The following is a 24,970-nucleotide window of genomic DNA, read 5'->3' on the forward strand; positions in this document are numbered from 1 at the left end:
GACGCACCGACTCATCCCCGACGCCGACCTGCTCCGCGACCGCGGTCGAGGCTGTCGTGGGTGCGCGAGGCGGGACTCGAACCCGCACGTCCGAAGACACTGAGACCTAAACCCAGCGTGTCTGCCAGTTCCACCACTCGCGCGCCGGCCCAGTGTAGGCGCGGCGGTGTGACGTCAGTCGAGGCCGAGCGTCTTGCGCAGGCGTGCGACGTGCCCGGTCGCCTTGACGTTGTACTGCGCCACGGCGACCTTCCCGTCCGGGTCCACGACGACGGTGGAACGGATGACGCCCACGTACGTCTTGCCGTAGTTCTTCTTCTCGCCCCAGGCGCCCCAGGCCTCGAGCGCGGCGTGCTCGGTGTCCCCGGCGAGCGGGAAGGTGAGCGCGTCGCGCTCGGCGAACTTCGCGAGCTTGTCCACGCCGTCGGGGGAGACGCCGACGACGGCGTACCCGGCGCCCTGCAGGGACGCGAGGGAGTCGCGGAAGTCGCACGCCTCGGTGGTGCAGCCCGGCGTCATCGCGGCGGGGTAGAAGTACACGACGACGCCCTGGCGGCCCGGCTCAGAGAGTGCGGTGGCGAGCGAGAAGGTGCCGGTGGTGTGCCCGGTGCCCGACGGGCCGGGCAGGACGGCGGGCAGCTCGAGGGCGGGGGCGGTGTCGCCGACGGCGAGGCGGGTCACGGGCACTCCTTCGGGTGGAGGGGGGGTGGAGGTGGGTCGGTGCCGGTCGAGCCTAGACGCCGCCGTCGTCTAGCGTTGTCCCGTGACCGACGCCGTGCCCAGCACCACACCCCTGCCGATCCGCATGCTGCACGACCGCCTGCTCGTGCAGCCCGAGGTGGACTCCTCCGAGCGACAGTCGACGGCGGGCCTGGTGATCCCCGCGACGGCGTCCGGGCCGAAGCGGCTCGCGTGGGCGGTGGTGGTGGCCAAGGGCGAGCACGTGCGCCAGGTGGCCGTCGGCGACCGCGTCCTGTTCGACCCGGAGGACCGGGCCGAGGTGGACCTCGGCGGCACGGACTACGTGCTGCTGCGCGAGCGCGACGTGCACGGCGTCACCGAGACCGCCGACGAGGGCGGCGCCACCGGGCTCTACCTCTGACCTGTCCTGACCTGCTCGTGACACCGGTCGCCCCTACGGTGGGGCCATGACCGGCGACGACGCCCTCCGGGCCGCGGACCCCCTGGACCTGCTCGCGCTCGACGGCGAGCTCAGCGCCACCGAGCTCGAGACCCGCGACCGGGTGCGGGCGCTCGTCGACGAGCACGTCCGGCCGCACGTCGCGCGCTGGTTCGCCGACGGCGTCTTCCCGCTCGACCTGGTGCCCCGGCTCGCCGACGCCGGGCTGCTCGGCATGCACCTGCACGGGCACGGCTGCGCGGGGCGGTCGGCGGTCGAGTACGGGCTGGCGATGGCCGAGCTGGAGGCCGCGGACTCCGGGATCCGCACGTTCGTCTCGGTGCAGGGCTCGCTCGCGATGACGGCGATCGCCAAGCACGGCTCGTCCGAGCAGCAGGAGCGCTGGCTGCCGGGCATGGCCGCGGGCGAGCTCATCGGCTGCTTCGGCCTCACCGAGCCCACGGCCGGGTCCGACCCGGGGGCCCTGCGCACCACGGCGACGCTCGTCGGCGACGAGTGGGTACTCGAGGGCAGCAAGCGCTGGATCGGGCTGGCGTCCGTCGCGCAGGTCGCCGTGATCTGGGCGCGGGCTGACGACGGGGACGGGCCCCGCGTGCGCGGGTTCCTCGTCCCCACGGACACGCCGGGATTCCGGGCCACGCCGATCGAGCCGAAGCTGTCGCTGCGGGCCGCGGTGCAGTGCGACGTCGCGCTCGGCGGCGTGCGCGTCCCGGCCGACGCGATCCTGCCCCACCACCCCGGCCTGGCGGGACCCTTCGCATGCCTCGACGAGGCGCGGTACGGCATCGCGTGGGGCGCGACGGGCGCGGCGCGCGACTGTCTGGAGGTCGCGCTGCGGCACGCGGGGGAGCGGGTCCAGTTCGGCCGCCCCCTCGCCGCGTTCCAGCTCACCCAGGCCAAGCTGGTGGACATGGCGCTCGAGGTCTCCCGCGCGCAGCTCCTCGCGCTGCGCCTGGGGCGGCTCAAGGACGCTGGCCGGCTCGAACCGCACATGATCTCGATAGGCAAGCTTGCCAACGTCCGGTCGGCGATCGAGGTGGCCAGGACCGCGCGCACGGTGCTTGGCGGCGACGGCGTCACGCTGCAGCACTCGCCCATGCGGCACGCGGCGAACCTCGAGTCGGTGCGCACGTACGAGGGCACCGACGAGGTGCACACGTTGATCCTCGGGCGGCATCTCACGGGCCACCAGGCGTTCCGGTGACGCCTGTCGTGCAGGTCACAGGTTCGCCCCACGGGCCCGGTGACGTGCCGGCTCCGGGGGGCTGGTAATGTTTCACACCGCCGGCGCCATTAGCTCAATGGGTAGAGCAGCTGACTCTTAATCAGCGGGTTCGGGGTTCGAGTCCCTGATGGCGCACCACAAGCCCCGTCCGGCAGTGCCGGGCGGGGCTTTGCCGTCCCCGCGCACCGTTCTTCCATGGCCGTGGTGGGCCTCCTCTGGTTCGTGCAGCGGGTGCTCGGGCTGGGGTGAGGGGTCAGGATGGGGCGATGATCTCCACCGAGCTCGCGGCCCGGCTGCGCGACGCGGGGCTGGTGTGGAACCCCGCCGACGGCGACCGGTTCCGCATCGACGCCCCCGATCTGTCCGCCGACGTCTTCACCGTCAGCACGATGACGATCCAGGCGCACGACTTCCCGACCGGCACCATCCTCGGCTTCAACGGCACCACGGAATGGGCGCTCGACTCCGTCGCGATCGAGGACACGCTGTGGCTACCGCGCGAGGACCAGCTGCGCGACCTGCTGCGCACCACCTTCCTGGGCCTGCGCCGCGCGGACGACGGCTACGAGGTCGAGGTCGAGCTGCTGGGTGAGCACCGGGCCTTCGCCGACCCCGAACCGACCGGGGCCTACGGCAAGGCGCTGCTCGCCCTCGTCGAGCTCAGCTCCTGAGGAGGGCCGGCGGACGGGGCTGTCGGAACCGGGCTGTCAGAACCGGGCTGTCAGAACCGGGCTGTCAGAACCGGGCTGTCGGAACCGGGCGCCGGGCCCGCATACCCTTGACCCGTGCCCGATCCCGTGACGTCCGAGCCCGCCGACGGCCCCGGTGCCGACACCCGCGCCGCCGCTGAGCTGCCGCTGTACCGCCGCCAGCCCGTGAGCTTCGTGCGGCGCAGCGCGCGCCTCACCACCGCCCAGCGCAAGGCGTGGGACACGCGGCGCGACCGGTACGTCGTCGAGGTGCCGCGCGACCTCACGGTGACGTCGGTCGACCCGTCGTGGCGGCTCGACCCGGCGCAGGTCTTCGGTCGCGCGGCGCCGCTGGTGCTCGAGATCGGGTCCGGGCAGGGCGAGGCGATCGTGTCGGCCGCGGCCGCGCACCCCGAGCGCGACCATCTCGCCGTCGAGGTGTACACCCCGGGCCTGGCACAGGCGATCGTGCGGGCCGGCCATGCGGGTGCCGACCCTGGTCGGGCCGGGGGCGCCCCCGGGAACGAGCTCGGGAACCTCCGGCTGGTGCAGGCCGACGCCGCGGAGCTGCTGGCCACCGCCCTGCCCGCCGCGTCGGTCGACGAGCTGTGGGTCTTCTTCCCCGACCCGTGGCACAAGTCCAAGCACCAGAAGCGGCGCCTCGTCACCCCGGCCTTCGCCGAGCTCGCGGCCCGCGTGCTGCGCCCCGGCGGCGTCTGGCGCCTCGCCACGGACTGGCTGCACTACGCGGAGCAGATGATCGCGGTGCTCGATGCCGCCCCCGACTTCCGCAACGCGCTTGGGACGGGGGAGCGGGCGCCGCGCTTCGATGGCCGCGTGCTCACGAGCTTCGAGAAGAAGGGTTCCGCCGCGGGACGGGTCGTGACCGACCTTGAGTACGTCCGCCGCTGACCTGTGGACCCGCCCGCGTAGTGACTTGCGCCACACCGCCCGCCTCTAGCAGGGTGTGCCTCGCGAAACGTTATCGCCCGGGGCAGCGTTGCCTCGGCCACCCGCATGAGCCAACGGAGGCATCATGACCGACCTGTCCACGGCAGGGCCGCCCGGGGAGACCGAGTACCAGAGGGTGCAGCGGTCGGCAGAGTTCCAGAGTTTGCGGCGGGCTTTCCGCAACTTCGTGTTCCCGATGACGGCGCTGTTCCTCGTCTGGTACTTCGTCTACGTGCTGCTCGCCAACTACGCGCACGATTTCATGAGCATCCGGCTGGGCGCGAGCAACATCACCGTCGGCCTGCTGTTCGGGCTCGGCCAGTTCGTCACCACGTTCGTCATCACGATGCTCTACGCCCGCTGGGCGAACCGGAAGTTCGACGCCCGGGCCGACGCCCTGCGGCGCGAGATCGAGGGGGACGAACTGTGACCGGCCTGCTGACCGCCTCCCCCACCCCCGTCGTGCTCGCCGCCGAGGCGACCGATGTCGGCAATCCTCTGGTGAACATGGGCATCTTCGCCGCGTTCGTCGTCGTCACCCTGGTGATCGTCTTCCGGGCGTCGCGGCAGAACAAGTCCGCCGCCGACTTCTACGCCGGCGGCCGTAACTTCACCGGCCCGCAGAACGGCACGGCCATCGCGGGCGACTACCTGTCCGCTGCGTCGTTCCTCGGCATCTGCGGTGCCATCGCCGTCAACGGCTACGACGGCTTCTTGTACTCCATCGGCTTCCTCGTGGCCTGGCTCGTCGCGCTGCTGCTCGTCGCGGAGCTGCTGCGCAACACCGGCCGCTTCACGATGGCGGACGTGCTCTCGTTCCGGCTGCGCCAGCGGCCGGTCCGGATGGCGGCCGCGCTCGCCACCCTGCTGGTCGTCTTCTTCTACCTGCTCGCGCAGATGGCGGGTGCCGGGGGGCTGGTCGCGCTCCTGCTGGGCGTCGACAGCCGGGCGGGGCAGAGCCTCGTCATCGCCGTCGTCGGCGCGCTGATGATCCTCTACGTGCTGGTGGGCGGCATGAGAGGCACCACCTGGGTGCAGATCATCAAGGCCGTGCTGCTCATCGTCGGCGCCGCGATCATGACGTTCTGGGTGCTGGCCAAGTTCGGGTTCAACCTCTCCGACCTGCTCGGCGGGGCGGTCGACGTGGCCGGGCCGGGTGGCCAGGCGCTGCTCGAACCGGGCAAGCAGTACGGCGAGTCGGGCACCACCAAGCTCAGCTTCCTGTCGCTCGCGCTGGCCCTCGTGCTCGGCACCGCCGGCCTGCCGCACGTGCTGATGCGGTTCTACACCGTGCCCACGGCCAAGGAGGCGCGGCGCTCGGTGGTGTGGGCGATCTGGCTGATCGGCATCTTCTACCTGTTCACGCTGGTGCTCGGGTACGGCGCGGGCGCGCTCGTGGGTCCCGACGCGATCCTCGCCGCGCCGGGAGGGGTCAACTCGGCCGCGCCGCTCCTGGCGTTCGCCCTCGGCGGTGAGATCCTGCTCGGCCTGATCTCGGCGGTGGCGTTCGCGACGATCCTCGCGGTGGTGGCCGGGCTGACGATCACGGCGGCGGCGAGCTTCTCGCACGACATCTACGCCAACGTGATCAAGAAGGGGAAGGTCAAGGCCGACTCCGAGGTGCGGATCGCCCGCTGGACCGTCGTGGTGATCGGCATCATCGCGATCATCGGCGGCATCTTCGCCCAGAACCAGAACGTCGCATTCCTCGTGGCGCTCGCGTTCGCGGTCGCGGCCTCTGCCAACCTGCCGACCATCGTGTACTCGCTGTTCTGGAAGCGGTTCAACACCTCGGGCGCGCTGTGGAGCATCTACGGCGGTCTGATCTCGTGCATCCTGCTCATCGTGCTCTCGCCCACGGTGTCCGGGAACGAGACGGCGATGTTCCCGAGCGCCGACTTCGACATCTTCCCGCTCACGAACCCCGGCCTGGTGTCGATCCCGCTCGGGTTCATCCTCGGGATCGTGGGCACCTTCGTGTCGAAGGAGAAGCCGCACCCGGAGAAGTTCGCCGAGATGGAGGTCCGGTCGCTCACCGGCGCCGGTGCTGAGAGGGCGACCGCCAAGCACTAGTCCGCGAGAGAGAACCCAGTTCGCCGAGAAGCTCGGGGGGCACCGCGACCAGTCGCGGTGCCCCCCGAGCTTCTCCATCTCGGCGAACTGGGTTCTCTCTCGCGGTGGGTCTCAGCTGCCCGACGTCGCCAGAGAGCCGTCGGAGCTGAACACCAGGCCGAGGGTGATCTCGCCCTTCTGCAGCGCGGCCTTGGTCAGCGGGCCGCCCGCGTCCAGGGACCGGAACTCGGCGAACGACAGCCCGTAGGTCTCCTCGAGGCCGGGCTGGCAGAACGGGCGCTCGGTGCACTCCGGCCCGGCGCCGAGCACGAGCCCGCCACAGGCGGCGGCCAGGTCGCTCAGCGTCGTGAGGTCGTGCTCGGTGGCGAACGCCTCCGTGACGGCGAACGCGTTCTGGTCCTGCGCCGGGGACGGCGCGCCGAAGACCAGGCCGGCGTCGTCGCCCAGGCTCGTGAGGGCGTCGACCGTCGCGTCCAGGTCACCACTCGCGACCGGCTCGGCGTCGGCGCCGTTGGCGTCCTTGTTGAGGAACTCCGTGAGCGTGCCGACGTACTCGGGCACCACCTGCACCTGGTCGCCCTTGAGGAGGGCCGGCAGGTACGTCTCGCGGTTGCCGATCGTGGTGACGGTGGCGTCGTGGCCGGCACTCTGCAGCACGTCGGCGTAGATGTTGCCCAGGGTCGCGCTCTCGGCGAAGTCCGCCGCGCCGATGGCGACGCTGACCCCCTCGCCGGCGGACGCGTCGTCGGCGGTGAGGCCGGCGTCCTCGACGAACTGCGCCGCGACGTCCTCGGACGTCTTGCGGTCGATGTCGACCGCCTTGTTGAGCTCGATGAGCGTGTCGGTGTCGAGCGCGGCCGACACGGTGTCCAGCAGCGGGATCAGGTCGGGGGACTGCGCCGCGGCCTCGGCGTTGACGGCCGGGATGATGTTGTCGACCGTCTGCAACTTCTTGTCGTCCTCGAGCACCACCAGGGCGTCGCCGGGGACGGCCTCGCAGGTGGCGGCCGCGTCGCCCGAGGCGGCGGGGGCGGACGACCCGCCACCTCCTGCCGAGCCGGGCTCGCCGCAGGCGGCGAGCAGGGCAGCGACGCCGACGGCGGCGGCAAGGGCGGCCGTCGTGCGACGCAGGGTGGTCGAGCGGTGGGAGGTCATCGTGCTCTCCGTCCGTGGAGGGATCAGGGGTGCTTCCAGGGTGGGTGGGGGAATCGCCCTATTCGACCGCGAGGGTCCCGGCGGGGCAACCGGTCCGTGGATCCCGCTCCCCGGACGCGCTCACCGCCGGGCGGCGGCGCGCAGGGGAGCCGGGGTGACGAGGCGTTGCACGACGGCGAACACGCCGTCGAGCACCAGCGCCAGCAGCGCGACGAGCACGCCGCCGGCGAGCACCTGCCCGTACCGCTGCGTGCCCATGCCGAGCGCGATGATCTGCCCGAGGCCGCCGCCGCCCGCCAGCGCGGCGAGCGGCACGGTGGCGCTGACCTGCACGACGGCGGTGCGGATGCCGGCGGCGACGAGCCCGGTGGCCAGCGGGAGCTCGACCCGGGTGAGCACCTGACGGCCCGGCATCCCGAGGCCGATCGCGGCGTCGCGCGCCGACGGGTCGGCCCCGCGCACGCCCTCGTACGTGTTGACCAGGAGCACCGGGACGGCGAACAGGGCGGCCGCCACCACGGTGGCGCCGTCGCCGAACAGCCCCGCCGTGGCGAGCAGCAGGATGATGCCGAGGGTGGGGACGGCGCGGCTGGCGTTGGTCAGCCACACGGTGACGCCGCCGCCGCGGCGGCCGTGGCCCAGCCCGGCGCCGACCGGCAGGGCGACTGCCGCGGCGACGAGGACGGCCGCGGCCGTGAGCAGCAGGTGCTCGCGCCCCAGCTCGAGGATGCCGCCGGGGCCGGTCCAGCTCAGCGGGTCGTTGAGGTAGGCGACGGCCTCGTCCACGACGCCGGCGCGCACGCCGCTCATGCCGACCTCCCGCGCAACCACGGAGTGAGGGCGCGCCCGGCGGCCCACAGCACGAGGTCCAGCACGAGCGCGAGCACGACGCAGGCGAGGGTGGCCGTCACGATCTCCGCCCGGTAGAAGTTGTTGCGGAAGCCCTGGAACATGAGCTGCCCGAGCCCTCCGTAGCCCACCACGACGCCCACGGTGACCAGCGCCACCGTCGTGACCGTCGCGAGCCGTAGCCCGGCGACGATGCTCGGCAGCGCGTTCGGCAGCCGGACCTGGGCGAGCACCTGCAGCGGGCCGTGACCCACCCCGCGGGCGGCGTCGACCGCCGCCGGGTCCACGCCGTCGAGGCCGGTCACGGTGTTGCGCAGGATGACGAGCAGTGCGTACAGGACCAGCCCGAGCAGGACGGGCTGGCGCCCGATGCCCATGATGGGCGCGAGGATCGCGAAGAGCGCGAGCGAGGGGACCGTGTAGACCACCGCGGCGGCGCCCAGCAGGGGGCCGGCGAGCCAGCGGACCCGGGACGCGATCAGCCCGAGGGGGACCGCGATGACCGCGGCGATCGCGACCGCCTCCACCGTGAGCAGCGCGTGCTCGGAGGTGCGCGCCCACAGGACGTCGGCGTTCGCGGTCACGTAGGACCACGAGAACCACGGGTTGTCCGCGGCGGTGGCGATCATGTGCTCGAACTTAGCGGGGCCCACCGACGGCCCGCGCGCTGCCGGCCCGGCGCGCCGCGGCCCGGCGTGTGGGACGCCCTCGATAGCCTCGCTCCCATGCCCGCCGCCCACCCCGCCTCGACGTCCGGCGCCACCTCCCCGTCGAGACCCGCCCGTCTGTCCGCAGGCATCGAGCTCGACTCGGTCCGCAAGGCCTACCCGGACGGCACGGTCGCGGTCGAGGGCCTGAGCCTCACGGTGGAACCCGGCGAGGTGCTGGCCCTGGTCGGCCCGTCCGGCTGCGGCAAGTCGACCACGCTGCGGATGATCAACCGCCTCGTCGAGCTCAGCTCGGGGCGCGTGCTCGTGGACGGGGCGGACGTGACCCAGGTCGACCCGGTCGCCCTGCGCCGCCGCACCGGTTACGTCATCCAGGACGTCGGCCTGCTGCCGCACCGCACGGTGGCGGCGAACGTGGCCACCGTGCCGCGGCTGCTCGGCTGGGACCGCGCGCAGGTGCGGGCGCGGGTGGACGAGGTGCTGGAGCTCGTGGGCCTCCCCGCGGGGCAGTACGGCCGCCGATACCCGCACCAGCTCTCGGGCGGGGAGCGACAGCGCGTCGGGGTGGCGCGGGCCCTCGCGACCGACCCGCCGGTGCTCCTCATGGACGAGCCGTTCGGCGCCGTCGACCCGGAGCGCCGCCGGGACCTGCAGCACCAGGTGTCGCGCATCCTGGCCGAGGTCGGCTCCACCGTGGTGCTGGTGACGCACGACGTCGACGAGGCGGTGCGCCTGGGCGACCGGGTGGCGGTGCTGTCCCGCGGGGGCCGGCTGGAGCAGGTCGCGTCGCCGCTGACCGTGCTGGCGCACCCCGCGACGGACCGGGTGCGCGACTTCGTCGGGTCCGGCGCGCACCAGCGCATGCTGGCGCTCGCCCGCGTCGAGCGGGAGGACCTGGAGGACGCGAGCCTCGTCGTGCAGCCCGCGCCGCGACCCGTCGCCCTCGGGGCGACGCTCGCCGACGCGTTCGAGGCCGTCGCCGCGCTCCCGACGTCGTCCCAGGGCCGGGTGCCCGTGACGGGCGAGGGCGGGGACGTCGTCGGTTCGCTCACGGCCGCCGGCATCCTGGGCGGCCTGCGTCGGGCGGCCGACGCCGCGGCGCCCGAGCCGTCGCATTAGGCTCACCGGGTGACTTCCACCCGCGTCGGCCTCGCCACCTGCTCCGCCCTGCCCCAGCTCGACAGCGACGACCGCCCGCTGCTCGCCGCGCTCACCGAGCGTGGCGTGGTGGCCGAGGCCGTCGTGTGGGACGACCCGGATGTGGACTGGTCGGTGTACGACCTCGTCGTCGTCCGTTCCACCTGGGACTACTCGCCCCGCCGCGACGAGTTCCTCGCGTGGGCCGAGCGGGTGCCGCGCCTGGAGAACCCCGCCGAGGTGCTGCGCTGGAACACCGACAAGGGCTACCTGCGCACCATGGAGGACGCGGGCGTGCCCGTCATCCCGACGATCTGGCTCGACCCCGACCGCCACCTGTCGAAGCGGGCCGTGCACACGCGCATGCCGGCCTTCGGCGACTTCGTCGTCAAGCCCGTCGTCAGCGCGGGTGCGCAGGACGCGGGCCGCTACCAGCCTGTCTCCGCGCAGTCGCGGGCGCTCGCCATCAAGCACGCGGTGGACCTGCTCGACGGCGGGCGGGCCGTGATGATCCAGCCGTACGTGACGTCCGTGGACACGGCGGGGGAGACGGGTCTCGTCTTCGTCGACGGCGAGCTGCGGCACGCGGTGCGCAAGCACGCGCTGCTGACCGGCCCGGCGCAGGCCTCCGAAGAACTGTACGCCGCGGAGCGGATGACACCGGCCGTCGCCACGCCCGAACAGGTGGACGTGGCCGAGAAGGCGCTCGCCGTGGCGCGCGAGCAGGTGGGGGGCGAGAGCCCGTTCCTCTACGCGCGCGTGGACCTGGTGACGCGGGACGACGGCATGCCGCTCGTCATCGAGCTGGAGCTCACCGAGCCGTCCCTGTGGATGCAGCACTCCGGCACCGCCGCGACGCTCGACGCGTTCGCGGACGCGATCGTCGCGCGGGCCTGACGCCGCGCGGCCGACGAGAAAGGCCCACCGCGGTCGAGGGCGAACCCTCGACCGTGGTGGGCCTTGTCCTGCTGGGGTGGCTAACCGGGCTTGAACCGGCGACCTCCTGGACCACAACCAGGCGCTCTACCGACTGAGCTATAGCCACCATGACCGGCTGCTTGCGCACCGGCCGACCAGAAGCATACCTGCTCCGAAGGGCTGGTCAGGAACCTGCGGCCAGCCGGGTGACGGACGTCTCGCTGATCCGGGCCGCCACGGCGCGCACGGTCGCGGTGTCGGGGCCGGGCGGGGGCACGAACAGGGCCTCGCGGTAGTACCGCAGCTCGTCGATGCTCTCGAGGATGTCTGCGAGGGCCCGGTGGCCGCCGTCCTTCTTGGGGGAGGCGAAGTACACGCGCGGGTACCAGCGGCGGGCCAGCTCCTTGATCGACGAGACGTCCACGATCCGGTAGTGCAGGTGGCCCACGAGCGCGGGCATGTCCCGGTCGAGGAACATCTTGTCCGTGCCGACGGAGTTGCCGGCGAGCGGCGCCTTGCCCGGGTCGGGCACCCAGGCGCGGACGTAGTCGAGCACCGTCTGCTCGGCCTCCTCGAGCGACACGCCTGCCGGCAGCTCCTCGATGAGTCCGGAGGTGGTGTGCATGTCACGCACGAAGTCGTTCATCTGCTCGAGGGACGCGGTCGGCGGGGAGATGACGACGTCGACCCCCTCGCCGAGCACGTTGAGCTCGGAGTCGGTGACCACGGCGGCGACCTCGACGAGGGCGTCGGCGCGCACGTCCAGGCCGGTCATCTCGCAGTCGATCCACACGATGCGTTCGTTCGGGTTCGCAGGGCTCACGGGGTCAGCCTACGGTCCGTGCGCGGGCCCCCGGGTCGCCGCCCCGGACATGACGAGGGCCCCGGTGCTCCGGACGAGTTCGGTGTGAACCGTCCGGGCCCCGGGGCCCTCGTGGGGGTGGCGTCTGCCGGTCGGTGGTGGGCCGGCGGCCGCCTGCGGGTGTCATGCGTTGAGCCAGTTGTACAACCACCGGGCGATGCTCGTGCGCCGTCGGTGGGTGTTCGGCTGCGGGCGCAGCTTGCGCTGCTCGCGCAGTCGGAGGATGGTGCGATGGCGTTCGGCCTCTTCGAGGCGTTCACGCTGGATGGCCTGCACGAGAAGCAGGTTCTCCGGAGGGAACATGATGGTGATTTCCTTCGTGACGTGGGTCGTTGGTCCGGGCCAGGGACCACCCGTGCGACCGGTGTAGGACCGGCCGCGCGTCACCGCGGTGCAGGCACGAGTCTGCCGGGCGCCATACCGCGGACGCACGGCTTTTTCCCAGGTGGAGCAGCGTTGCTCCACGGCAGCTGATCGGTGCCCCCGGCAGGATTCGAACCCGCGACCCGGTCATTAGAAGTGACCTGCTCTATCCAACTGAGCTACGGGGGCAAGCGAGCAGAGTTTAGCCCAGCACGTGCTGGCACTGACCAGGCCAGACGAGGCATTCAGACGTAGAGCAATGGAATACCCATCCGCTAGTCTTGCGAGATGGCGCAGCATCACACCAAGGACAAGGGCGACCTCGGTGTAGCCAAGGCGCACGCGGACATCGTCGGTCAGGGCTTCGTCGTGCTCTTCCCTGCGACAGCGCACGCGCCGTTCGATCTCGTCGCCTACGCGGACGGTGCCTTCCATCGGCTGCAGGTGAAGTATCGCGCGGCGCGTTCCGGTGCGATCACGGTCCACTTCCGGTCGGTCTGGAACGATGGCCAGGGCACTCACGCCGAGCCGGCGGACAAGGACGCGATCGATATCGTGTGCATCTACTGCCCTGAGACCGACGAGTGCTACTACATCCGGCCACACGCCCATGGAGCGTCGGTCACGCTCAGGATCACGCCGAGCAGGAACGGCCAACGAAGCGGTGTGCTCGACGCCGCCACGTTCCGCAACCTCGCCGATCTGGTCTGCCATCGCTGACACCAGATCTGACCGGTCCGCATCGGACCGGTCCGTGCGGTGCTCGTGCTACGGGCGGGGCATCGCCGCCGCGTCGGCATGATCGACCAGCTCCGGCCCCTCGCGCCGGATGCGCTCCATGCCCCAGCGGCCGAGCGGGGTGGGCGCTCGGCCACCGACCGAGCTCACATTGATGATGCGGCCGGTCCGCTCGGCGCGCCGCACCGTAGGCCGTGCTGCCGCGGGAGTCATGGCAGGCAGGGGAGGGGTCTCAAACACTCGACGAAGGTGCACCGGTGCCAGCTGGGCCCGGTGCGTGATCCGATCAGCCGCGTGGCCTGATCGTTCGGGGGGCGGCCTCCGCCGGCGAGGGCTCGCGGTGGACGGCGACGGCGGCGACGACGAGCCCAACGCCGACCAGCTCGGCGGCGGTAGGGATCTGCGCGAGGACGACGACGCCGATGACGGTGGCGGTCGCGGGCAGCAGCGCGGTCATGAGTGCGTAGGTGCCACGGGCGAGGCGCCGCATGGCCAGTTGGTCGAGCGCGTAGGGGATCACCGACGAGGTGACGCCGACGCCGACCGCCGCGGCGAGCGCGACGGGGTCGACGAAGGCGGGGACCGCGTCCGCGACGCCGACGGGGAGGGCGACGACGGCGGCGATCACCATGGCCGCGGCGAGGCCGTCGATCCCCGCCAGGTGCTCCTGCCGGGAGACACGATGGCCGATCACGATGTAGCCGGTGAACAGCGCCATGTTCACGAGCGCGAAGACGAAGCCGAGCGGTGCGCCGGCCAGACTCACCTCGCTGAGCGCCGCCACGCCGAGCACGGCGAGCGCGAGCGCGGCGACGTTGCGGGTGCTCCGCATGGCGATCGCGGCCAGCAGGATCGGGCCGGCGAACTCGATCGCGGCCACCGTGCCCAGGGGCAGTGCGTCGATCGCGAGGTAGAAGCTCGCGTTCATCAGGGCCAGGAGGGCGCCCCAGGCCGCGACCGTGAGGCGTTCGCTCCGGCCGGCGGTGGCCCACGCACGCCACGGTCGCCGCCAGACGGCGAAGACGACCCCGGCGGTCAGGATGCGCAGCCAGGCCACGCCGAGCGGCTCGACCCGCGCGAACAACAGGACGGCGAACGACGGCCCGAGGTAGTGGAACACCGCGGACCCGACGAAGAAGAGCTCGGGTCGCACGCGGTGGGTGAGCGGGCGAGGTGCCCGCGCCCTTTCGGTCATGCTTCTCACCTCCGACCCGCCTCCTGCCCGCACCCGGCGATGCCGAGGGAGAGAACGCTTCCTGCCATGCTAACGTCTTAAACGTCAATAGAACATTAGGAGGCTGAAGGTGGCGGAGCCCGTCGATCTCCGTCCCGGTCCTTACCGGGGCACCTACAAGCTCGTCGGCGGCAGCCCTGCGCTGGACTTCGCCAACCTGGTCAGCTACCGCGGCACCGAGCGGGAGCATGACTGGCTCGACCCGGCCACGAACGCGGCGCGGTGGGCGGAGGTCTCGGGGCTGCCCGCCCCGACCGACGAGGAGCGCGCCGGTCTGCCGGCGCTCCGGGAGCTGCTCGCGCGCGTCTTCCTCGCCGTGGCCGATGGGGCGACCCCCGACGCCGCCGGCATCGACCGGATCGGCTCCCTGGCCGCGGACGCTCACGCCCGCCGCCGCCTGCGGTTCCCGGCCGGCGCGTCGGCGGGGCGCTGGGTCGACACGGCCCCGACTCTGGTCGGGGAGCTGGCCCTGGACGCCGCGGACCTGCTCGCGTCGCCCGAGCGGCTGAGCAGGATGGCTGCCTGCCGGGAGTGCCGCTGGCTGTACCTCGACACCACGCGCAACCACAGCCGGCGCTGGTGCGACCCGGCCGACTGCGGCAACCGCACGCGGCAGCGCCGGCACTATCACCGGTCCCCGGGGCCCTGACCGGCGTCAGGGGCGGGGCATCGCCGCCGCGTCGGCGTGGTCGACCAGCTCCGGCCCCTCGCGCCGGATGCGCTCCATGCCCCACAGGCCGAGCGGGCCGAGTGCGTCGTTGAGGGCCCGCCCGTGCTCGGTGAGCGAGTACTCCACGCGGGGCGGCACCTCGGCGTAGACGGTGCGGACCACGAGGTCGTCGGCCTCCATCTCGCGCAGGTGCTGGGTGAGCATCTTCTCGCTGACCCCCGGCAGGCCGCGCCGCAGCTCCGCGAACCGCCGGACGCCATGCTCGTCGAGCTCCCAGAGGATCAGGCCCTTCCACTTGCCGCTCACGACGTCGAGCGCGGCGTCGATGCCGCAGACGTAGGGGCCGCGTCGGTTCGTCGATGCCATCGTCGTCGTCCTCCCGGGCACTTCCCTTTCGGTAAGTACCGCAGCAAATAGTGCGTACTTCACAGGGTGTCGGTACCCCCTGAGCATGGAGGTACTCCGACCCGACGCACCAGAGGAGCCCGCACAATGACACACCAGCCCGCACCGGTCACCGTGATCGGCCTCGGCCCGATGGGCCAGGCGATGACCCGTAGCCTGCTGGCCGGCGCCCATCCGGTCACGGTCTGGAACCGCACGCCGGCCCGCGCCGACGGCGTGGTGCGCGCCGGCGCTGCCCTCGCCCCCACCCCGCGCGCGGCGCTCACGGCGTCCGACCTGGTCGTCCTCAGCCTCACGGACTACGCGGCGATGGACGACGTCCTCGGCGGCGCCACCGAGGCGCTCGCCGGCCGCACCCTCGTCAACCTCAGCTCCGACACGCCGCAGCGCACGCGGGAGGCCGCCGACTGGGCGTCGGCGCACGGCGCCGGGTTCCTCACCGGGGGAGTGATGAGCCCGGCCCCGACGGTCGGTACGCCGGCCGCCTACGTCTACTACAGCGGGCCCCGGGAGCTGCTCGACCGCCATCGCGACGCGCTCGGGCGGATCGGCGAGCCGCGGTACCTCGGCGCCGACCCCGGGCTGGCGCAGCTGATGTACCAGGCGCAGCTCGACGTCTTCCTGACCGCCCTGTCCGCCCTGATGCACGCGACCGCGCTGGTCGGCACCGCCGGCATCCCGGCGCGCGAGTTCCTCCCCGAGGCGCTGACCACGCTGACCGACATCCCCGCGATGCTCGCGGCGGGCGACGGCGAGGGGGCGAGCACCGGCGAGCAGATCGACGCCGGGCGGCACCCGGGCCACCTGAGCACCGCGACGATGATGGGTGCCACCGCCGACCACCTGGTCACCGCCAGCGCGACGGCGGGGATCGACGTCGGGCTGCCGCGGGCCGTCCAGGCGCACTACCGCCGTGCGATCGACGACGGTCACGGTGGCGACAGCTGGACGCGCGTCATCGACGGCATCCGGGACCCGCGATGACCGGCCCGACCTCGACGGAGCCGGGGTCGGTCGCGCTGCTCGGGCTCGGCGTCATGGGGCGGGCGCTCGCCGCGACCCTGCTGGACGCCGGCCTCGACGTCACGGTCTGGAACCGGTCACCTGGCCGCGACGCGGAGCTGCTGGAGCGCGGCGCCCGCCGCGCGCCCGGCGCCCGGGAGGCCGTCCTCGCGGCGCCGACCGTCGTCGTCTGCCTCGACGACCATGCGTCGGTGCACGAGACGCTCGATCCGCTCGTCGAGCAGCTGCGGGGCCGCGCCGTCGTCAACCTGACCACGACCACCCCGAACGAGGCCCGCGAGCTCGCGCGCTGGGCGTCCGGGCACGACGTGCGGTACCTCGACGGGACCCCGCCGATGATCGGCGGCCCCGGTGCGGAGATCCTGTACAGCGGCGACGAGGGCGTGTTCCTCGAGGCCCGCGGCCTGCTGGACCGGTGGGCCACGAGCGCGTACGAGGGCAACGACCCCGGCCGGGCGTCGCTGCTGGACCTCGCGATGCTGTCCGGCATGTACACGATGTTCGCGGGATTCCTGCACGGTGCCGCGATGGTGGGCGCCGACGGCGTCGATGCCCGGAGCTTCGCGCGCCGGGCGGCGCCGTTCCTCGCCGCGATGACGGGAGCCTTCGCCGTCGACGCCCAGGTGGTGGACGGCGGCGACTACTCCGTGCCCACGCAGACCCTGGACTGGTCGGACCTGGGGCACCTCGTGCGCGCGAGCGAGGAACAGGGCGTCGACCCCGCGCCCATCGCCATGGTGGAGGAGCTGCGCCGCCGCCAGGTCGACGCGGGGCACGGCGCGGAGGACTTCGTACGGATCTACGAGTGCCTCCGCCGCCGCTGACCCGCCGGCTCGGTGGAGGCCGGGGCGCGCGCCGCACGGGGATCGCCCGCCCGTGCGGCGTGCGCGTTTGGCACGGCCGGTCCCAACGGCAAGGATGTGCCCGTGACCCCTTCCCTGGAAACCCGCGCCTCGCGCCGCGCCGCGAGCAGGAGAGCGGCGGGGGCGAGCGAGGAGATCGGCGTCACCGTCCACGACGTCGCCCGCGACCTGCGCCGCGACGTCGCCGCCGTGAAGCTCCCGCTGCCGATCGAGGGCGCCGAGGACGCGGCGGCCTCCCGGGACCGGCTGCTCGCCCAGCTGGACGAGCACCTGCTGCCGCGGCTCAAGGAGCTGTCCTCGCCGGCCGTCGTCGTCGTGGCCGGGTCGACCGGGGCCGGGAAGTCCACCCTGTACAACTCGCTGCTCGGCGAGAGCGTCTCCGAGGCCGGGGTGCTGCGCCCCACGACGCGCGAGCCCGTACTCGCCCACCACCCCCTGGACGCCGACGTGATGTCGACGGGGCCGGTGACGGAGCTGTCGCGCGTGGTGCAGCACGAGGGCGTGCCCCGGGGTACGGCGCTGCTCGACGCCCCCGACCTGGACTCGTTCGTGCAGCGGAACCGATCCACGGCGCACCAGCTCCTGGAGGCCGCCGACCTGTGGCTCTTCGTCACCACCGCCGCGCGCTACGGCGACGCCCTGCCGTGGCAGGCGCTGTCCCAGGCGACCGAGCGTGGCGCGTCCGTGGCCATGGTGCTCAACCGGGTCCCGAAGGACACGCTCACCACGGTGCGCGGCGACCTGCTGCAGCGCCTGCGCGAGCACGGCATGACGGACGTCCCGCTGTTCGTGATCCCCGACGTCGGGCCGCACGAAGGGCTGCTGGACCCGTCGGTCGTGCAGCCGGTGCGGCGCTGGCTGACCATGCTCGCCGGCCCCGACCGGTCGCGGGCCGTCGTCGTGCGGACCCTCAAGGGCGCGCTCGGCGCGCTGCCCGGCTGGGTCACGTCGCTGGCGGACGCGGTCGACGCGCAGCAGGAGGCGGCCGACGTGCTGCGGCGCCGGGCCGAGGAGGAGATCCCGGCGGCCGAGCGGCTGGGCCGCGACGCGGTGGACGCCGGCGTGGTCGCGGGCGCGTCCGTCGAGGCGCGCTGGCGCGAGCTGTCCGGCTCCGCGGGCGTGGATCGCGTGAAGGTCCGCGGTGACCGTGCACGCAGCACCCGGCGGGCCGGCCGGGCCCGCGAGGCGGCCCTGGAAGGGCTGCGGTCGGACGTCCTCGACGCGGCGACGCGCACGCTCGTCGCGTCGGGTGCGCGGGTCGAGGAGCGCCTGCGCGCCGTGCTCGCCGGGCCCGGGGCCCCGGCGGGGGGCGAGGCGGTCGTGCCGGACGGCGCCGCTCGGGCCGCCGCGCGTGAGTCCGGGGTCCCGGGGCGCGTGGCGGACTGGGCGGCGCGGGCCGATGCGCTCGTCGAGGAGCTCACCAGCGGGTCCGGCACCAGCGTCGGCGCGCCGCGCCTGGCGGCCGCGGTCAAGGCCTTCGGCCCTCGCGGGCTCGCGACGCTGCTCCTTGCCTCCGCCGCGGGCAGCGACGACGCCGACCGGCTGCTGGCCCGCGTGCTCGGCGACCAGGCCGACGGGCCCGTCGCCACCCTGCGCGACGACCTCGGCGACCGCGCGGCCGCCGTCGTGGACGCCGAGGTGCAGGCCGTGCTGGACGCCCTGGGGCCGCCCGATTCCGTCGACGACGCGGCCGCGGGGCTGCACGTTCGACTCGCCGAGCTGAGGAGGCTGACATGATGTCCGCAGGGAACGCCGACACCGCGGAGGCAGCGGGGACTGCGGGCGCCACGAACGGCCCGTCCCACGACGCCACCCTTCGCGCGCGCACCGAGGACCTCGCCCAGGCGCTCGAGATCGCCGGCCCCCGGCTCGACGACGCGACGTCGAGCCGCGTCGCGGCCGCCGTCGACGGTGTGCGGCAGCGGCTCGCGCTCGGCGTCGACCACACGGTGGTGGCGTTCGCCGGCGGCACCGGCTCGGGCAAGTCGAGCCTCTTCAACAAGGTCTCCCGGCTGAGCTTCGCGGACGTCGGGGTCAAGCGGCCCACGACGGCACGCGTGACGGCCTGCTCGTGGTCCGACGGCGCCGAGGCGCTGCTGGACTGGGTGGGCGTGGACCGCGAGCGCCGCATCACGCAGGGCGGCGAGCTGGACGGCGACGACGACGAGAAGCTCGCCGGCCTGGTGCTGCTCGACCTGCCGGACCATGACTCCGTCGAGCCGGCGCACCGCGAGGTCGTCGACCGGGTGCTGCCGCTGGTGGACCTCCTCGTGTGGGTGGTGGACCCGCAGAAGTACGCGGACGACGCGCTGCACTCGGGCTACCTGCGGGACTCCGTCGGCTCGGAGTCGTCGATGGTGGTGCTGCTCAACCAGGTGGACACCGTCCCCGACTCGCAACGGGAGAACTTGCTCGCCGACCTGGCCCGGCTGCTGGAGGACGACGGCCTCACCGGCGTGTACGTGCAGGGCGTCTCGGCGCGTACGGGCGAGGGGATCGACCGCGTGCGGGGCCTGCTGGAAGAGGCGTGCGCGCGGCGGTCGGTGGCGGCGGGCCGGGCGGCGGCCGAGCTCGACGCGGCGGCGCGCCTGCTCCTGGCGCAGACCCCGGCGGAGGTGCCGTGGCAGATGGCACCGGCCGTGCAGCGCGAGCTCGACGCGCTCGTCGCCGCGACGGGCCTGGAGGCCGTCGCGAGCCAGGTGGGCAACGCCGTGCGCGACGGTTATGGCCGCCCCGAGGTGCCGCCGCCGGACCGTGACGCGGTCGCGCTGTCGCGGGCCCGCTGGCTCACCCGCGCCGGGGCGTCGCTGCGGCCGGGGTGGCAGCGGTCGCTGGCCGCCTCCGTCGCGGGGGCCGACCAGCTGCGCACCTCCGTGGCCGGGGCGTTGCGCGGCCTCGCGCTCGACACCCGCGGCCCGGCCTCGGCCCGGGTGCTGCGCCGGACGGCGTGGAGCCTGGCCGCTGTGGCCTTGGTGGCGGCGGTGGCGGGGGTGCTCGCGGTCACGGGCGTGCTCGACCTCGCCTCCCCGTGGCCGGCGGTGCTCCTCGGGCTCGCCGGCGCCGCCGCGGTCGCGGCGGTGGTGGTGTGGTTCGTGGGTACGACGGCCCGACGGCGGCTGGCGCGGCGTCGTGAGCAGGCCGTCGCTACCGCGGGCCGGGCGGCCCTCGAGCGGGTGCTCGCCGAGGGGCTCGGCGAGCCGACGCAGAAGCTGCTGCTGGAGCACCGCCGGGTGCGCGAGCTGGCGCAGGCGGCCACCGAGCTCCCGTCGTCGCACCCGCTCACCGGGGTCCTGACGCTGCCCACAGGGCGCAATCTGGCGTCGTCGTCCACAGATTCCTCGAAGGCCTCGCCGGAGAGGGCGTCGCGCGACTGATCCTGGGCCTGTCGCCGGCGCCCCGCCGGCGCGAGCCGAGGAGAAGCGCATGAACGAGGTCAGCATCACCGTGAACGGTTTCGTCGGGACCAAGCCGACGCTGAACCGGTCGCCGAACGACGTCGAGTGGACCACCTTCCGAGTGGCGAGCACGCGGCGCCTGCGCGACCAGCGCAGCGGCGAGTGGTCCGACGGGCAGACCCTGTGGTTCACCGTGAAGTCGTTCCGGTCGGGGGCACGCAACGTCGCGGGGTCCCTCGCGCAGGGCGACCCGGTGGTCGTGACGGGCCGGCTGTCCACCGAAGAGTGGCAGGACCGGGAGGGCAAGGACCGCTGGCAGCTCGTCATCGACGCGAACGCCGTCGGCCCGGACGTCACGCGGGGGCTGGCACGGTTCACGCGCGTCGTGGACCGCGGCGACGGGGCCGGGGCCGACGGCGGGGCGGCCGGCGACGCGACGGGGGGCTCCGACGTCGGGCCCGCGGAGGACCCGTGGGCCGGGACGCCGGCGGGTGCCGACGCCCTCGAGGACGAGCCCGTGCCGGACGAGGAGCCGGTACCGGTCGGTGGCTGAGGCCGCGTGTCGCGTAGGCTGGTGGACCGGCCGAGATGCCGGTCCTCCAGCCTTCCCGCCGGAGCCGTCAGTCTCGACACATCTCGAACCGAATCTCCGGATTCTCCGTGCGATCGAACGGTGGAAGCAGGGCCAGTGGCTGAGTTCATCTACTCCATGTACAAGGCGCGCAAGGCGCACGGTGACAAGGTCATCCTCGACGACGTGTCGCTGAACTTCTATCCCGGCGCCAAGATCGGCGTCGTCGGCCCCAACGGCGCCGGGAAGTCCACGATCCTCAAGATCATGGCCGGCCTTGAGCAGCCGTCCAACGGCGAGGCCCGGCTGTCTCCGGGCTACACGGTGGGCATCCTCCTGCAGGAGCCGCCGCTGAACGAGGACAAGACCGTGCTCGGGAACGTCGAGGAGGCGGTCGGCCCGATCAAGGCCAAGATCGACCGCTTCAACGAGATCTCCGCCCTCATGGCCGAGCCGGACGCGGACTTCGACACGCTGCTCGCCGAGATGGGCACGCTGCAGGAGGAGATCGACGCCGCGGACGCGTGGGACCTCGATTCCCAGCTCGAGCAGGCGATGGACGCGCTGCGCTGCCCGCCGCCGGACGCCGACGTGACGGTGCTCTCCGGCGGTGAGCGACGGCGTGTCGCGCTGTGCAAGCTGCTGCTGGAGAAGCCCGACCTGCTGCTGCTCGACGAGCCCACCAACCACCTGGACGCGGAGTCGGTGCTGTGGCTCGAGCAGCACCTGTCGGCGTACCCCGGCGCCGTCCTCGCCGTGACGCACGACCGGTACTTCCTCGACCACGTCGCGGAGTGGATCTGCGAGGTCGATCGCGGCCGCCTCTACCCGTACGAGGGCAACTACTCCACCTACCTGGAGAAGAAGCAGGAGCGCCTGCAGGTCCAGGGCAAGAAGGACGCCAAGCGCGCGAGGCGTCTCAAGGAAGAGCTCGAGTGGGTGCGCTCGAACGCCAAGGGCCGCCAGACCAAGTCCAAGGCCCGCCTGGCCCGCTACGAGGAGATGGCGGCCGAGGCGGAGCGGACGCGCAAGCTCGACTTCGAGGAGATCCAGATCCCCGCGGGCCCGCGCCTGGGCAGCCTGGTCCTCGAGGCCACCGGCCTGCAGAAGGGCTTCGACGGCCGCCAGCTGATCGACGGCCTGAGCTTCACGCTGCCGCGCAACGGGATCGTCGGCGTCATCGGCCCCAACGGCGTCGGCAAGACGACCCTGTTCAAGACGATCGTGGGCCTGGAGCCGCTGGACGGCGGCGAGCTCAAGATCGGCGACACGGTGAAGATCTCCTACGTCGACCAGTCGCGCGGCGGCATCGACCCCAAGAAGACGCTGTGGGAGGTCGTCTCCGACGGGCTCGACTTCATCAAGGTCGGCAACGTCGAGATCCCGTCCCGCGCGTACGTCGCGTCGTTCGGCTTCAAGGGTCCGGACCAGCAGAAGCCCGCGGGCGTGCTGTCCGGCGGTGAGCGCAACCGGCTCAACCTGGCGCTCACGCTCAAGCAGGGCGGCAACCTGCTCCTGCTCGACGAGCCGACGAACGACCTCGACGTCGAGACCCTCGGCTCGCTGGAGAACGCACTGCTCGAGTTCCCCGGCTGCGCCGTCGTGGTCTCCCACGACCGGTGGTTCCTCGACCGCGTGGTGACGCACATCCTCGCCTACGAGGGCACGGAGGAGGACCCGGCGAACTGGTACTGGTTCGAGGGCAACTTCGCCTCCTACGAGGAGAACAAGGTCGAGCGACTGGGCGCGGACGCGGCGCGCCCGCACCGCGTGACCTACCGCAAGCTCACGCGCGACTGAGCGCGACTGTGAGCACGCCACCGCGCGCGACGCCCCCGACACCCCCGAGGTGCCGGGGGCGTCGGTCGTCGTGGCGCCTGAGTCGGGGTCTCCGTAGCGCGCGGCGGGGGCGGCCGCACGCTCGCGCAGGGCGGCGCGCGCAACGACGGCGGGGTCAGCGCCTCCGCGTCCGTGCCGAGCTGCCACAGCGCCCACTCGGCGTGACGTGAGTCCTGGAACGTCGCTTCCAGCCGCAGCCAGCCATGGTCGTCAGGTTCCTCGGAGTGGACGGCCAGCGCGGTGCCCACCAGCTCCTCGCGCCGCGCCGGGCTCATCCGAAGCCGCACGCTGACCTGCTCGCCGCCGGCCCTGAATCGGGTGCTACGTTCCCGCCAGGCCTGGCCCAGGTCGACCTTGTCGGAACGCTGGGCCGGCTCGGGCAGCAGTTCGGCGGCCAGGATCCGGGACATCCGGTAGGTACGGTCCGCGCCGGACGTCGTGGCCAGCAGGTAGCCCTTGGCGCGCACGGTGACCAGGCCGATCGGGTCCACCGTGCACCTTCTCGGTGACGTGCCGGCGTGAGAGCAGGTCGGTCTCCGGGTCGACGAGGAAGCGCTGGGCGACGTCGAACGCGGTGGTGCGGTGGTTCTGGGGCAGCGCGTCGACCCCCTTGCGCGGGGCCGAGGCAAGCGCCGAGCCGAGGCCGAACACCTGGCCGCCTCCCTTCGACCCGGCGGTCAGCAGGGCCAGTGCCTCGTCGTGGTTCAGCCCGGTCAGCCCGGTCAGCCCGGTCAGCCCGGTCAGGTCGGTCCGGAACCCGGGCGGCCATCGAGCCGGCGGGCGGGCGTGCCCCACGAGTCGAATGGAGCTGATGTGGCGACGGAACGAACGGCGGTCAACCTGGCGACGTGGTCGGTGGAGGGGGGGCAATCAGGGCGAGGCCGTCTCCGGGCACAGCCGGACCCTGTGCATCTCGGGCCAGACGGCCATGAGTGCCGGCGGTGAACCCCGGCACGACGGCGACATGGCGGCGCGGCTGGCGCTGAGCCTCGACAACCTGGAGGCGGTGCTCGACGCGGCCGACATGACCCTCGCGGACCTGGTCCGGCTCAACGTCTACTCCACCGACGTCGACCTGCTCTTCCGGCACTACGGGCACCCATGCCCTGCCCCACCCGTCCGCGGGCCACAAAATGATTGGGGTGAACTGCCCTGGCCGGTGATACTCCCGGGATGAGCGCCACGAGCCCCACCCGGACCCGCCCCGTCTGGCCCGGGCTGCCCGCGCCCGTGCGGGCCGCGATCGAGTCCCGCCTCGGCGCGACCGTCAGGAGCTGGACCAGCCACGACGGCGGCTACTCGCAAGGGCTCGCCTCCACGCTGCGCACCGACGACGGCGCGGTGTTCGTCAAGGCGATCGGGCCCGAGCACCCGTTCACGGTCGGGATGTACCGCGAGGAGGCGCGGCGCGCGGCGCTGCTGCCCGACGGCGTCCCGACGCCGCGGATCCTGTGGTCCACCGAGATCCCGGTGTCCGGCGCTGCGGGTCGGGAGGCGTGGGTCGCACTCGCCTTCGAGACGTTCGACGGCCGCGGACCGACGATGCCCTGGGACGACGGCGACCTCCGGGCCGTCCTCGACCTCGCGGTCGCGGTGAGCGAGCACACCGTCGCCGCGGGCGCGCTCCCCGACCTCGCGTCGGAGCTCCCGACCGAGCAGATGCGGCTGCTCGCGGCCGAGACCCCGGCCGGGCTCGCGACCTACGACCCGTGGCTGGCCGACCACCTCGACCGGCTCGCCGACGTCGAGCGGGGAGCCCCGGCCGCGGTCGCCGGAAGCGCGCTGGTGCACGGCGACCTGCGGGGCGACAACGCCCTGCTCGTGGCCGACGGGCCGGGCGGCGGCACGCGGGCGCTCGCCGTCGACTGGCCCAACGCGGCGCGCGGGGCGGCGTTCTGCGACCTCGTGGGGATGCTGCCGGCCGTGCAGGTCGAGGGCGGCCCGGAGCCGGAGGAGGTGCTGCGCCGCCGGCCGCTGCCCGCGGGAACGGACCAGGCCGCCGTCACGGCGTACCTCGTGGCCCTCACCGGGTATTTCGTGCGCTCGTCCCTGCAGCCGCCGCCCCCGGGCATCCCGCACGTCCGCGCCTTCCAGCGTGCCCAGGGCGGGGCCTGCGTGGCCTGGCTGCGCCGCCGCCTCGGACCCTGACCGGACCGGCGCCTTGCCCCGGAACGGCCCCGGACCTGCGGCGATCGTCGGTC

27 protein-coding genes, 4 tRNA genes and 1 pseudogene are annotated in these 24,970 nt (G+C 73.2%); 19 read left to right on the top strand and 13 right to left on the bottom strand.

From position 1 onward, the window contains the following. Window positions 1–61 precede the first annotated feature (61 nt). Together AC1C2W_RS04635 and AC1C2W_RS04640 are read right to left on the bottom strand one after the other, a co-directional pair. A tRNA-Leu gene (locus tag AC1C2W_RS04635) sits at window positions 62–143 on the bottom strand. Window positions 144–174: 31 nt separating this feature from the next. Further along, window positions 175–681, bottom strand: a complete 507-nt coding sequence (locus AC1C2W_RS04640) for a peroxiredoxin (RefSeq protein ID WP_495412511.1) — start codon at window positions 679–681, stop codon at window positions 175–177. Window positions 682–805: 124 nt separating this feature from the next. Here AC1C2W_RS04640 and AC1C2W_RS04645 point away from each other — a divergent pair, with 124 nt between their 5' ends. From AC1C2W_RS04645 to AC1C2W_RS04675, 7 genes are all read left to right on the top strand, one after another. Next, window positions 806–1,102: a GroES family chaperonin gene (locus AC1C2W_RS04645; protein WP_495388412.1), complete on the top strand. Its 297-nt coding sequence runs from the start codon at window positions 806–808 to the stop codon at window positions 1,100–1,102. 46 nt (window positions 1,103–1,148) lie between these two features. After that, window positions 1,149–2,345 (top strand): acyl-CoA dehydrogenase family protein, encoded by a 1,197-nt coding sequence (locus tag AC1C2W_RS04650; RefSeq protein ID WP_495412512.1) that lies wholly within the window; start codon window positions 1,149–1,151, stop codon window positions 2,343–2,345. Window positions 2,346–2,428: 83 nt separating this feature from the next. Further along, window positions 2,429–2,504: transfer RNA gene (locus AC1C2W_RS04655), tRNA-Lys, on the top strand. Between the two features lie 128 nt (window positions 2,505–2,632). Beyond that, the gene (locus AC1C2W_RS04660) at window positions 2,633–3,037 is read left to right on the top strand and encodes a pilus assembly protein CpaE (protein WP_495387555.1); all 405 of its coding nucleotides are present in this window, start codon (window positions 2,633–2,635) and stop codon (window positions 3,035–3,037) included. Window positions 3,038–3,151: 114 nt separating this feature from the next. Beyond that, a complete protein-coding gene (trmB, locus tag AC1C2W_RS04665) occupies window positions 3,152–3,967 on the top strand; it encodes a tRNA (guanosine(46)-N7)-methyltransferase TrmB (RefSeq protein WP_495387554.1) in 816 nt (271 codons plus the stop codon). Between the two features lie 124 nt (window positions 3,968–4,091). Continuing rightward, the gene (locus AC1C2W_RS04670) at window positions 4,092–4,436 is read left to right on the top strand and encodes a DUF485 domain-containing protein (protein WP_495387553.1); all 345 of its coding nucleotides are present in this window, start codon (window positions 4,092–4,094) and stop codon (window positions 4,434–4,436) included. Continuing rightward, window positions 4,433–6,079: a monocarboxylic acid transporter gene (locus tag AC1C2W_RS04675; RefSeq protein WP_495387552.1), complete on the top strand. Its 1,647-nt coding sequence runs from the start codon at window positions 4,433–4,435 to the stop codon at window positions 6,077–6,079. Before AC1C2W_RS04670 ends, AC1C2W_RS04675 begins: the two co-directional genes overlap by 4 nt. Window positions 6,080–6,190: 111 nt before the next feature. Here the strand turns inward: AC1C2W_RS04675 and AC1C2W_RS04680 are convergent, their stop codons facing one another. From AC1C2W_RS04680 to AC1C2W_RS04690, 3 genes are all read right to left on the bottom strand, one after another. Next, window positions 6,191–7,234 (bottom strand): glycine betaine ABC transporter substrate-binding protein, encoded by a 1,044-nt coding sequence (locus AC1C2W_RS04680; RefSeq protein ID WP_495412513.1) that lies wholly within the window; start codon window positions 7,232–7,234, stop codon window positions 6,191–6,193. 120 nt (window positions 7,235–7,354) lie between these two features. Continuing rightward, on the bottom strand, window positions 7,355–8,044 hold the full coding sequence (locus tag AC1C2W_RS04685) for an ABC transporter permease subunit (RefSeq protein ID WP_495387550.1): 690 nt from the start codon (window positions 8,042–8,044) through the stop codon (window positions 7,355–7,357). Continuing rightward, window positions 8,041–8,712 (bottom strand): ABC transporter permease, encoded by a 672-nt coding sequence (locus AC1C2W_RS04690; protein WP_495412514.1) that lies wholly within the window; start codon window positions 8,710–8,712, stop codon window positions 8,041–8,043. The genes AC1C2W_RS04685 and AC1C2W_RS04690 overlap by 4 nt, the downstream gene beginning before the upstream one ends. Window positions 8,713–8,808: 96 nt before the next feature. Between AC1C2W_RS04690 and AC1C2W_RS04695 the strand changes: the two genes are divergently transcribed. Together AC1C2W_RS04695 and AC1C2W_RS04700 are read left to right on the top strand one after the other, a co-directional pair. Continuing rightward, complete coding sequence (locus AC1C2W_RS04695) at window positions 8,809–9,870, top strand: ABC transporter ATP-binding protein (protein ID WP_495387548.1); 1,062 nt, start codon at window positions 8,809–8,811, stop codon at window positions 9,868–9,870. A 9-nt stretch (window positions 9,871–9,879) separates the two neighbouring features. After that, on the top strand, window positions 9,880–10,785 hold the full coding sequence (locus AC1C2W_RS04700; protein ID WP_495387547.1) for an ATP-grasp domain-containing protein: 906 nt from the start codon (window positions 9,880–9,882) through the stop codon (window positions 10,783–10,785). 72 nt (window positions 10,786–10,857) lie between these two features. On the opposite strand, the gene AC1C2W_RS04705 is transcribed toward AC1C2W_RS04700, so the two are convergent. The 4 genes from AC1C2W_RS04705 to AC1C2W_RS04720 all read right to left on the bottom strand — a co-directional run bounded on the left by AC1C2W_RS04705 (window position 10,858) and on the right by AC1C2W_RS04720 (window position 12,220). After that, window positions 10,858–10,933: transfer RNA gene (locus AC1C2W_RS04705), tRNA-His, on the bottom strand. A gap of 57 nt (window positions 10,934–10,990) precedes the next feature. Continuing rightward, window positions 10,991–11,629, bottom strand: coding sequence for an oligoribonuclease (gene orn, locus AC1C2W_RS04710; protein ID WP_495387546.1), 639 nt, complete (start codon window positions 11,627–11,629; stop codon window positions 10,991–10,993). Window positions 11,630–11,791: 162 nt separating this feature from the next. Continuing rightward, window positions 11,792–11,971, bottom strand: coding sequence for a hypothetical protein (locus AC1C2W_RS04715; protein ID WP_495412515.1), 180 nt, complete (start codon window positions 11,969–11,971; stop codon window positions 11,792–11,794). Between the two features lie 175 nt (window positions 11,972–12,146). Continuing rightward, window positions 12,147–12,220, bottom strand: a tRNA-Arg gene (locus AC1C2W_RS04720). 99 nt (window positions 12,221–12,319) lie between these two features. Between AC1C2W_RS04720 and AC1C2W_RS04725 the strand changes: the two genes are divergently transcribed. Beyond that, complete coding sequence (locus tag AC1C2W_RS04725; protein WP_495387544.1) at window positions 12,320–12,751, top strand: group I intron-associated PD-(D/E)XK endonuclease; 432 nt, start codon at window positions 12,320–12,322, stop codon at window positions 12,749–12,751. A gap of 48 nt (window positions 12,752–12,799) precedes the next feature. Here the strand turns inward: AC1C2W_RS04725 and AC1C2W_RS04730 are convergent, their stop codons facing one another. After that, window positions 12,800–12,982: a hypothetical protein gene (locus AC1C2W_RS04730; RefSeq protein ID WP_495387543.1), complete on the bottom strand. Its 183-nt coding sequence runs from the start codon at window positions 12,980–12,982 to the stop codon at window positions 12,800–12,802. Between the two features lie 73 nt (window positions 12,983–13,055). Beyond that, entirely contained in the window at window positions 13,056–13,964 is a 909-nt protein-coding gene (locus AC1C2W_RS04735; RefSeq protein ID WP_495412516.1) for an EamA family transporter, read from the bottom strand. A 109-nt stretch (window positions 13,965–14,073) separates the two neighbouring features. Here AC1C2W_RS04735 and AC1C2W_RS04740 point away from each other — a divergent pair, with 109 nt between their 5' ends. Then, window positions 14,074–14,652, top strand: coding sequence for a CGNR zinc finger domain-containing protein (locus AC1C2W_RS04740; RefSeq protein ID WP_495412517.1), 579 nt, complete (start codon window positions 14,074–14,076; stop codon window positions 14,650–14,652). A gap of 6 nt (window positions 14,653–14,658) precedes the next feature. Here the strand turns inward: AC1C2W_RS04740 and AC1C2W_RS04745 are convergent, their stop codons facing one another. Further along, window positions 14,659–15,039 carry a winged helix-turn-helix transcriptional regulator gene (locus AC1C2W_RS04745; protein ID WP_495412518.1) on the bottom strand — a complete coding sequence of 127 codons (381 nt, stop codon included), beginning with the start codon at window positions 15,037–15,039 and terminating at the stop codon, window positions 14,659–14,661. A gap of 126 nt (window positions 15,040–15,165) precedes the next feature. Between AC1C2W_RS04745 and AC1C2W_RS04750 the strand changes: the two genes are divergently transcribed. The 6 genes from AC1C2W_RS04750 (at window position 15,166) to ettA (ending at window position 22,730) form a co-directional block, all read left to right on the top strand. After that, window positions 15,166–16,062, top strand: coding sequence for an NAD(P)-dependent oxidoreductase (locus AC1C2W_RS04750; RefSeq protein WP_495412519.1), 897 nt, complete (start codon window positions 15,166–15,168; stop codon window positions 16,060–16,062). After that, a complete protein-coding gene (locus AC1C2W_RS04755) occupies window positions 16,059–16,925 on the top strand; it encodes an NAD(P)-dependent oxidoreductase (RefSeq protein ID WP_495412520.1) in 867 nt (288 codons plus the stop codon). Before AC1C2W_RS04750 ends, AC1C2W_RS04755 begins: the two co-directional genes overlap by 4 nt. A 102-nt stretch (window positions 16,926–17,027) precedes the next feature. After that, on the top strand, window positions 17,028–18,701 hold the full coding sequence (locus tag AC1C2W_RS04760; protein ID WP_495390167.1) for a GTPase: 1,674 nt from the start codon (window positions 17,028–17,030) through the stop codon (window positions 18,699–18,701). Beyond that, the gene (locus AC1C2W_RS04765; protein ID WP_495412521.1) at window positions 18,698–20,338 is read left to right on the top strand and encodes a GTPase; all 1,641 of its coding nucleotides are present in this window, start codon (window positions 18,698–18,700) and stop codon (window positions 20,336–20,338) included. Before AC1C2W_RS04760 ends, AC1C2W_RS04765 begins: the two co-directional genes overlap by 4 nt. 49 nt (window positions 20,339–20,387) lie before the next feature. Further along, window positions 20,388–20,912 (top strand): single-stranded DNA-binding protein, encoded by a 525-nt coding sequence (locus tag AC1C2W_RS04770; RefSeq protein WP_495390169.1) that lies wholly within the window; start codon window positions 20,388–20,390, stop codon window positions 20,910–20,912. 135 nt (window positions 20,913–21,047) lie between these two features. Continuing rightward, window positions 21,048–22,730 carry an energy-dependent translational throttle protein EttA gene (gene ettA, locus AC1C2W_RS04775; protein WP_495390170.1) on the top strand — a complete coding sequence of 561 codons (1,683 nt, stop codon included), beginning with the start codon at window positions 21,048–21,050 and terminating at the stop codon, window positions 22,728–22,730. Here ettA and AC1C2W_RS04780 read toward each other — a convergent pair. Beyond that, window positions 22,706–23,260 (bottom strand): helix-turn-helix transcriptional regulator, encoded by a 555-nt coding sequence (locus AC1C2W_RS04780; protein ID WP_495412522.1) that lies wholly within the window; start codon window positions 23,258–23,260, stop codon window positions 22,706–22,708. The two genes, ettA and AC1C2W_RS04780, sit on opposite strands and share 25 nt — an antisense overlap. A 322-nt stretch (window positions 23,261–23,582) precedes the next feature. Here AC1C2W_RS04780 and AC1C2W_RS04785 point away from each other — a divergent pair. Further along, window positions 23,583–23,865, top strand: a pseudogene (locus AC1C2W_RS04785) (RidA family protein); the annotation flags it as partial. Between the two features lie 77 nt (window positions 23,866–23,942). Further along, window positions 23,943–24,917 carry a phosphotransferase family protein gene (locus AC1C2W_RS04790; RefSeq protein ID WP_495412523.1) on the top strand — a complete coding sequence of 325 codons (975 nt, stop codon included), beginning with the start codon at window positions 23,943–23,945 and terminating at the stop codon, window positions 24,915–24,917. The last annotated feature ends 53 nt before the right edge of the window (window positions 24,918–24,970 follow it).

This window comes from Isoptericola sp. Y581, from assembly GCF_059445475.1.

What these genes read in the sequence shown, in the direction of transcription:
- AC1C2W_RS04645 (WP_495388412.1), top strand. Translation starts at nt 806, where the DNA reads ATGCTGCACGACCGCCTGCTCGTGCAGCCCGAGGTGGACTCCTCCGAG.
- AC1C2W_RS04650 (WP_495412512.1), top strand. Translation starts at nt 1,149, where the DNA reads ATGACCGGCGACGACGCCCTCCGGGCCGCGGACCCCCTGGACCTGCTC.
- AC1C2W_RS04660 (WP_495387555.1), top strand. Translation starts at nt 2,633, where the DNA reads ATGATCTCCACCGAGCTCGCGGCCCGGCTGCGCGACGCGGGGCTGGTG.
- AC1C2W_RS04670 (WP_495387553.1), top strand. Translation starts at nt 4,092, where the DNA reads ATGACCGACCTGTCCACGGCAGGGCCGCCCGGGGAGACCGAGTACCAG.
- AC1C2W_RS04680 (WP_495412513.1), bottom strand. Translation starts at nt 7,234, where the DNA reads ATGACCTCCCACCGCTCGACCACCCTGCGTCGCACGACGGCCGCCCTT.
- AC1C2W_RS04685 (WP_495387550.1), bottom strand. Translation starts at nt 8,044, where the DNA reads ATGAGCGGCGTGCGCGCCGGCGTCGTGGACGAGGCCGTCGCCTACCTC.
- AC1C2W_RS04690 (WP_495412514.1), bottom strand. Translation starts at nt 8,712, where the DNA reads ATGATCGCCACCGCCGCGGACAACCCGTGGTTCTCGTGGTCCTACGTG.
- AC1C2W_RS04695 (WP_495387548.1), top strand. Translation starts at nt 8,809, where the DNA reads ATGCCCGCCGCCCACCCCGCCTCGACGTCCGGCGCCACCTCCCCGTCG.
- AC1C2W_RS04715 (WP_495412515.1), bottom strand. Translation starts at nt 11,971, where the DNA reads ATGTTCCCTCCGGAGAACCTGCTTCTCGTGCAGGCCATCCAGCGTGAA.
- AC1C2W_RS04725 (WP_495387544.1), top strand. Translation starts at nt 12,320, where the DNA reads ATGGCGCAGCATCACACCAAGGACAAGGGCGACCTCGGTGTAGCCAAG.
- AC1C2W_RS04730 (WP_495387543.1), bottom strand. Translation starts at nt 12,982, where the DNA reads ATGACTCCCGCGGCAGCACGGCCTACGGTGCGGCGCGCCGAGCGGACC.
- AC1C2W_RS04735 (WP_495412516.1), bottom strand. Translation starts at nt 13,964, where the DNA reads ATGACCGAAAGGGCGCGGGCACCTCGCCCGCTCACCCACCGCGTGCGA.
- AC1C2W_RS04745 (WP_495412518.1), bottom strand. Translation starts at nt 15,039, where the DNA reads ATGGCATCGACGAACCGACGCGGCCCCTACGTCTGCGGCATCGACGCC.
- AC1C2W_RS04750 (WP_495412519.1), top strand. Translation starts at nt 15,166, where the DNA reads ATGACACACCAGCCCGCACCGGTCACCGTGATCGGCCTCGGCCCGATG.
- AC1C2W_RS04755 (WP_495412520.1), top strand. Translation starts at nt 16,059, where the DNA reads ATGACCGGCCCGACCTCGACGGAGCCGGGGTCGGTCGCGCTGCTCGGG.
- AC1C2W_RS04765 (WP_495412521.1), top strand. Translation starts at nt 18,698, where the DNA reads ATGATGTCCGCAGGGAACGCCGACACCGCGGAGGCAGCGGGGACTGCG.
- AC1C2W_RS04770 (WP_495390169.1), top strand. Translation starts at nt 20,388, where the DNA reads ATGAACGAGGTCAGCATCACCGTGAACGGTTTCGTCGGGACCAAGCCG.
- AC1C2W_RS04790 (WP_495412523.1), top strand. Translation starts at nt 23,943, where the DNA reads ATGAGCGCCACGAGCCCCACCCGGACCCGCCCCGTCTGGCCCGGGCTG.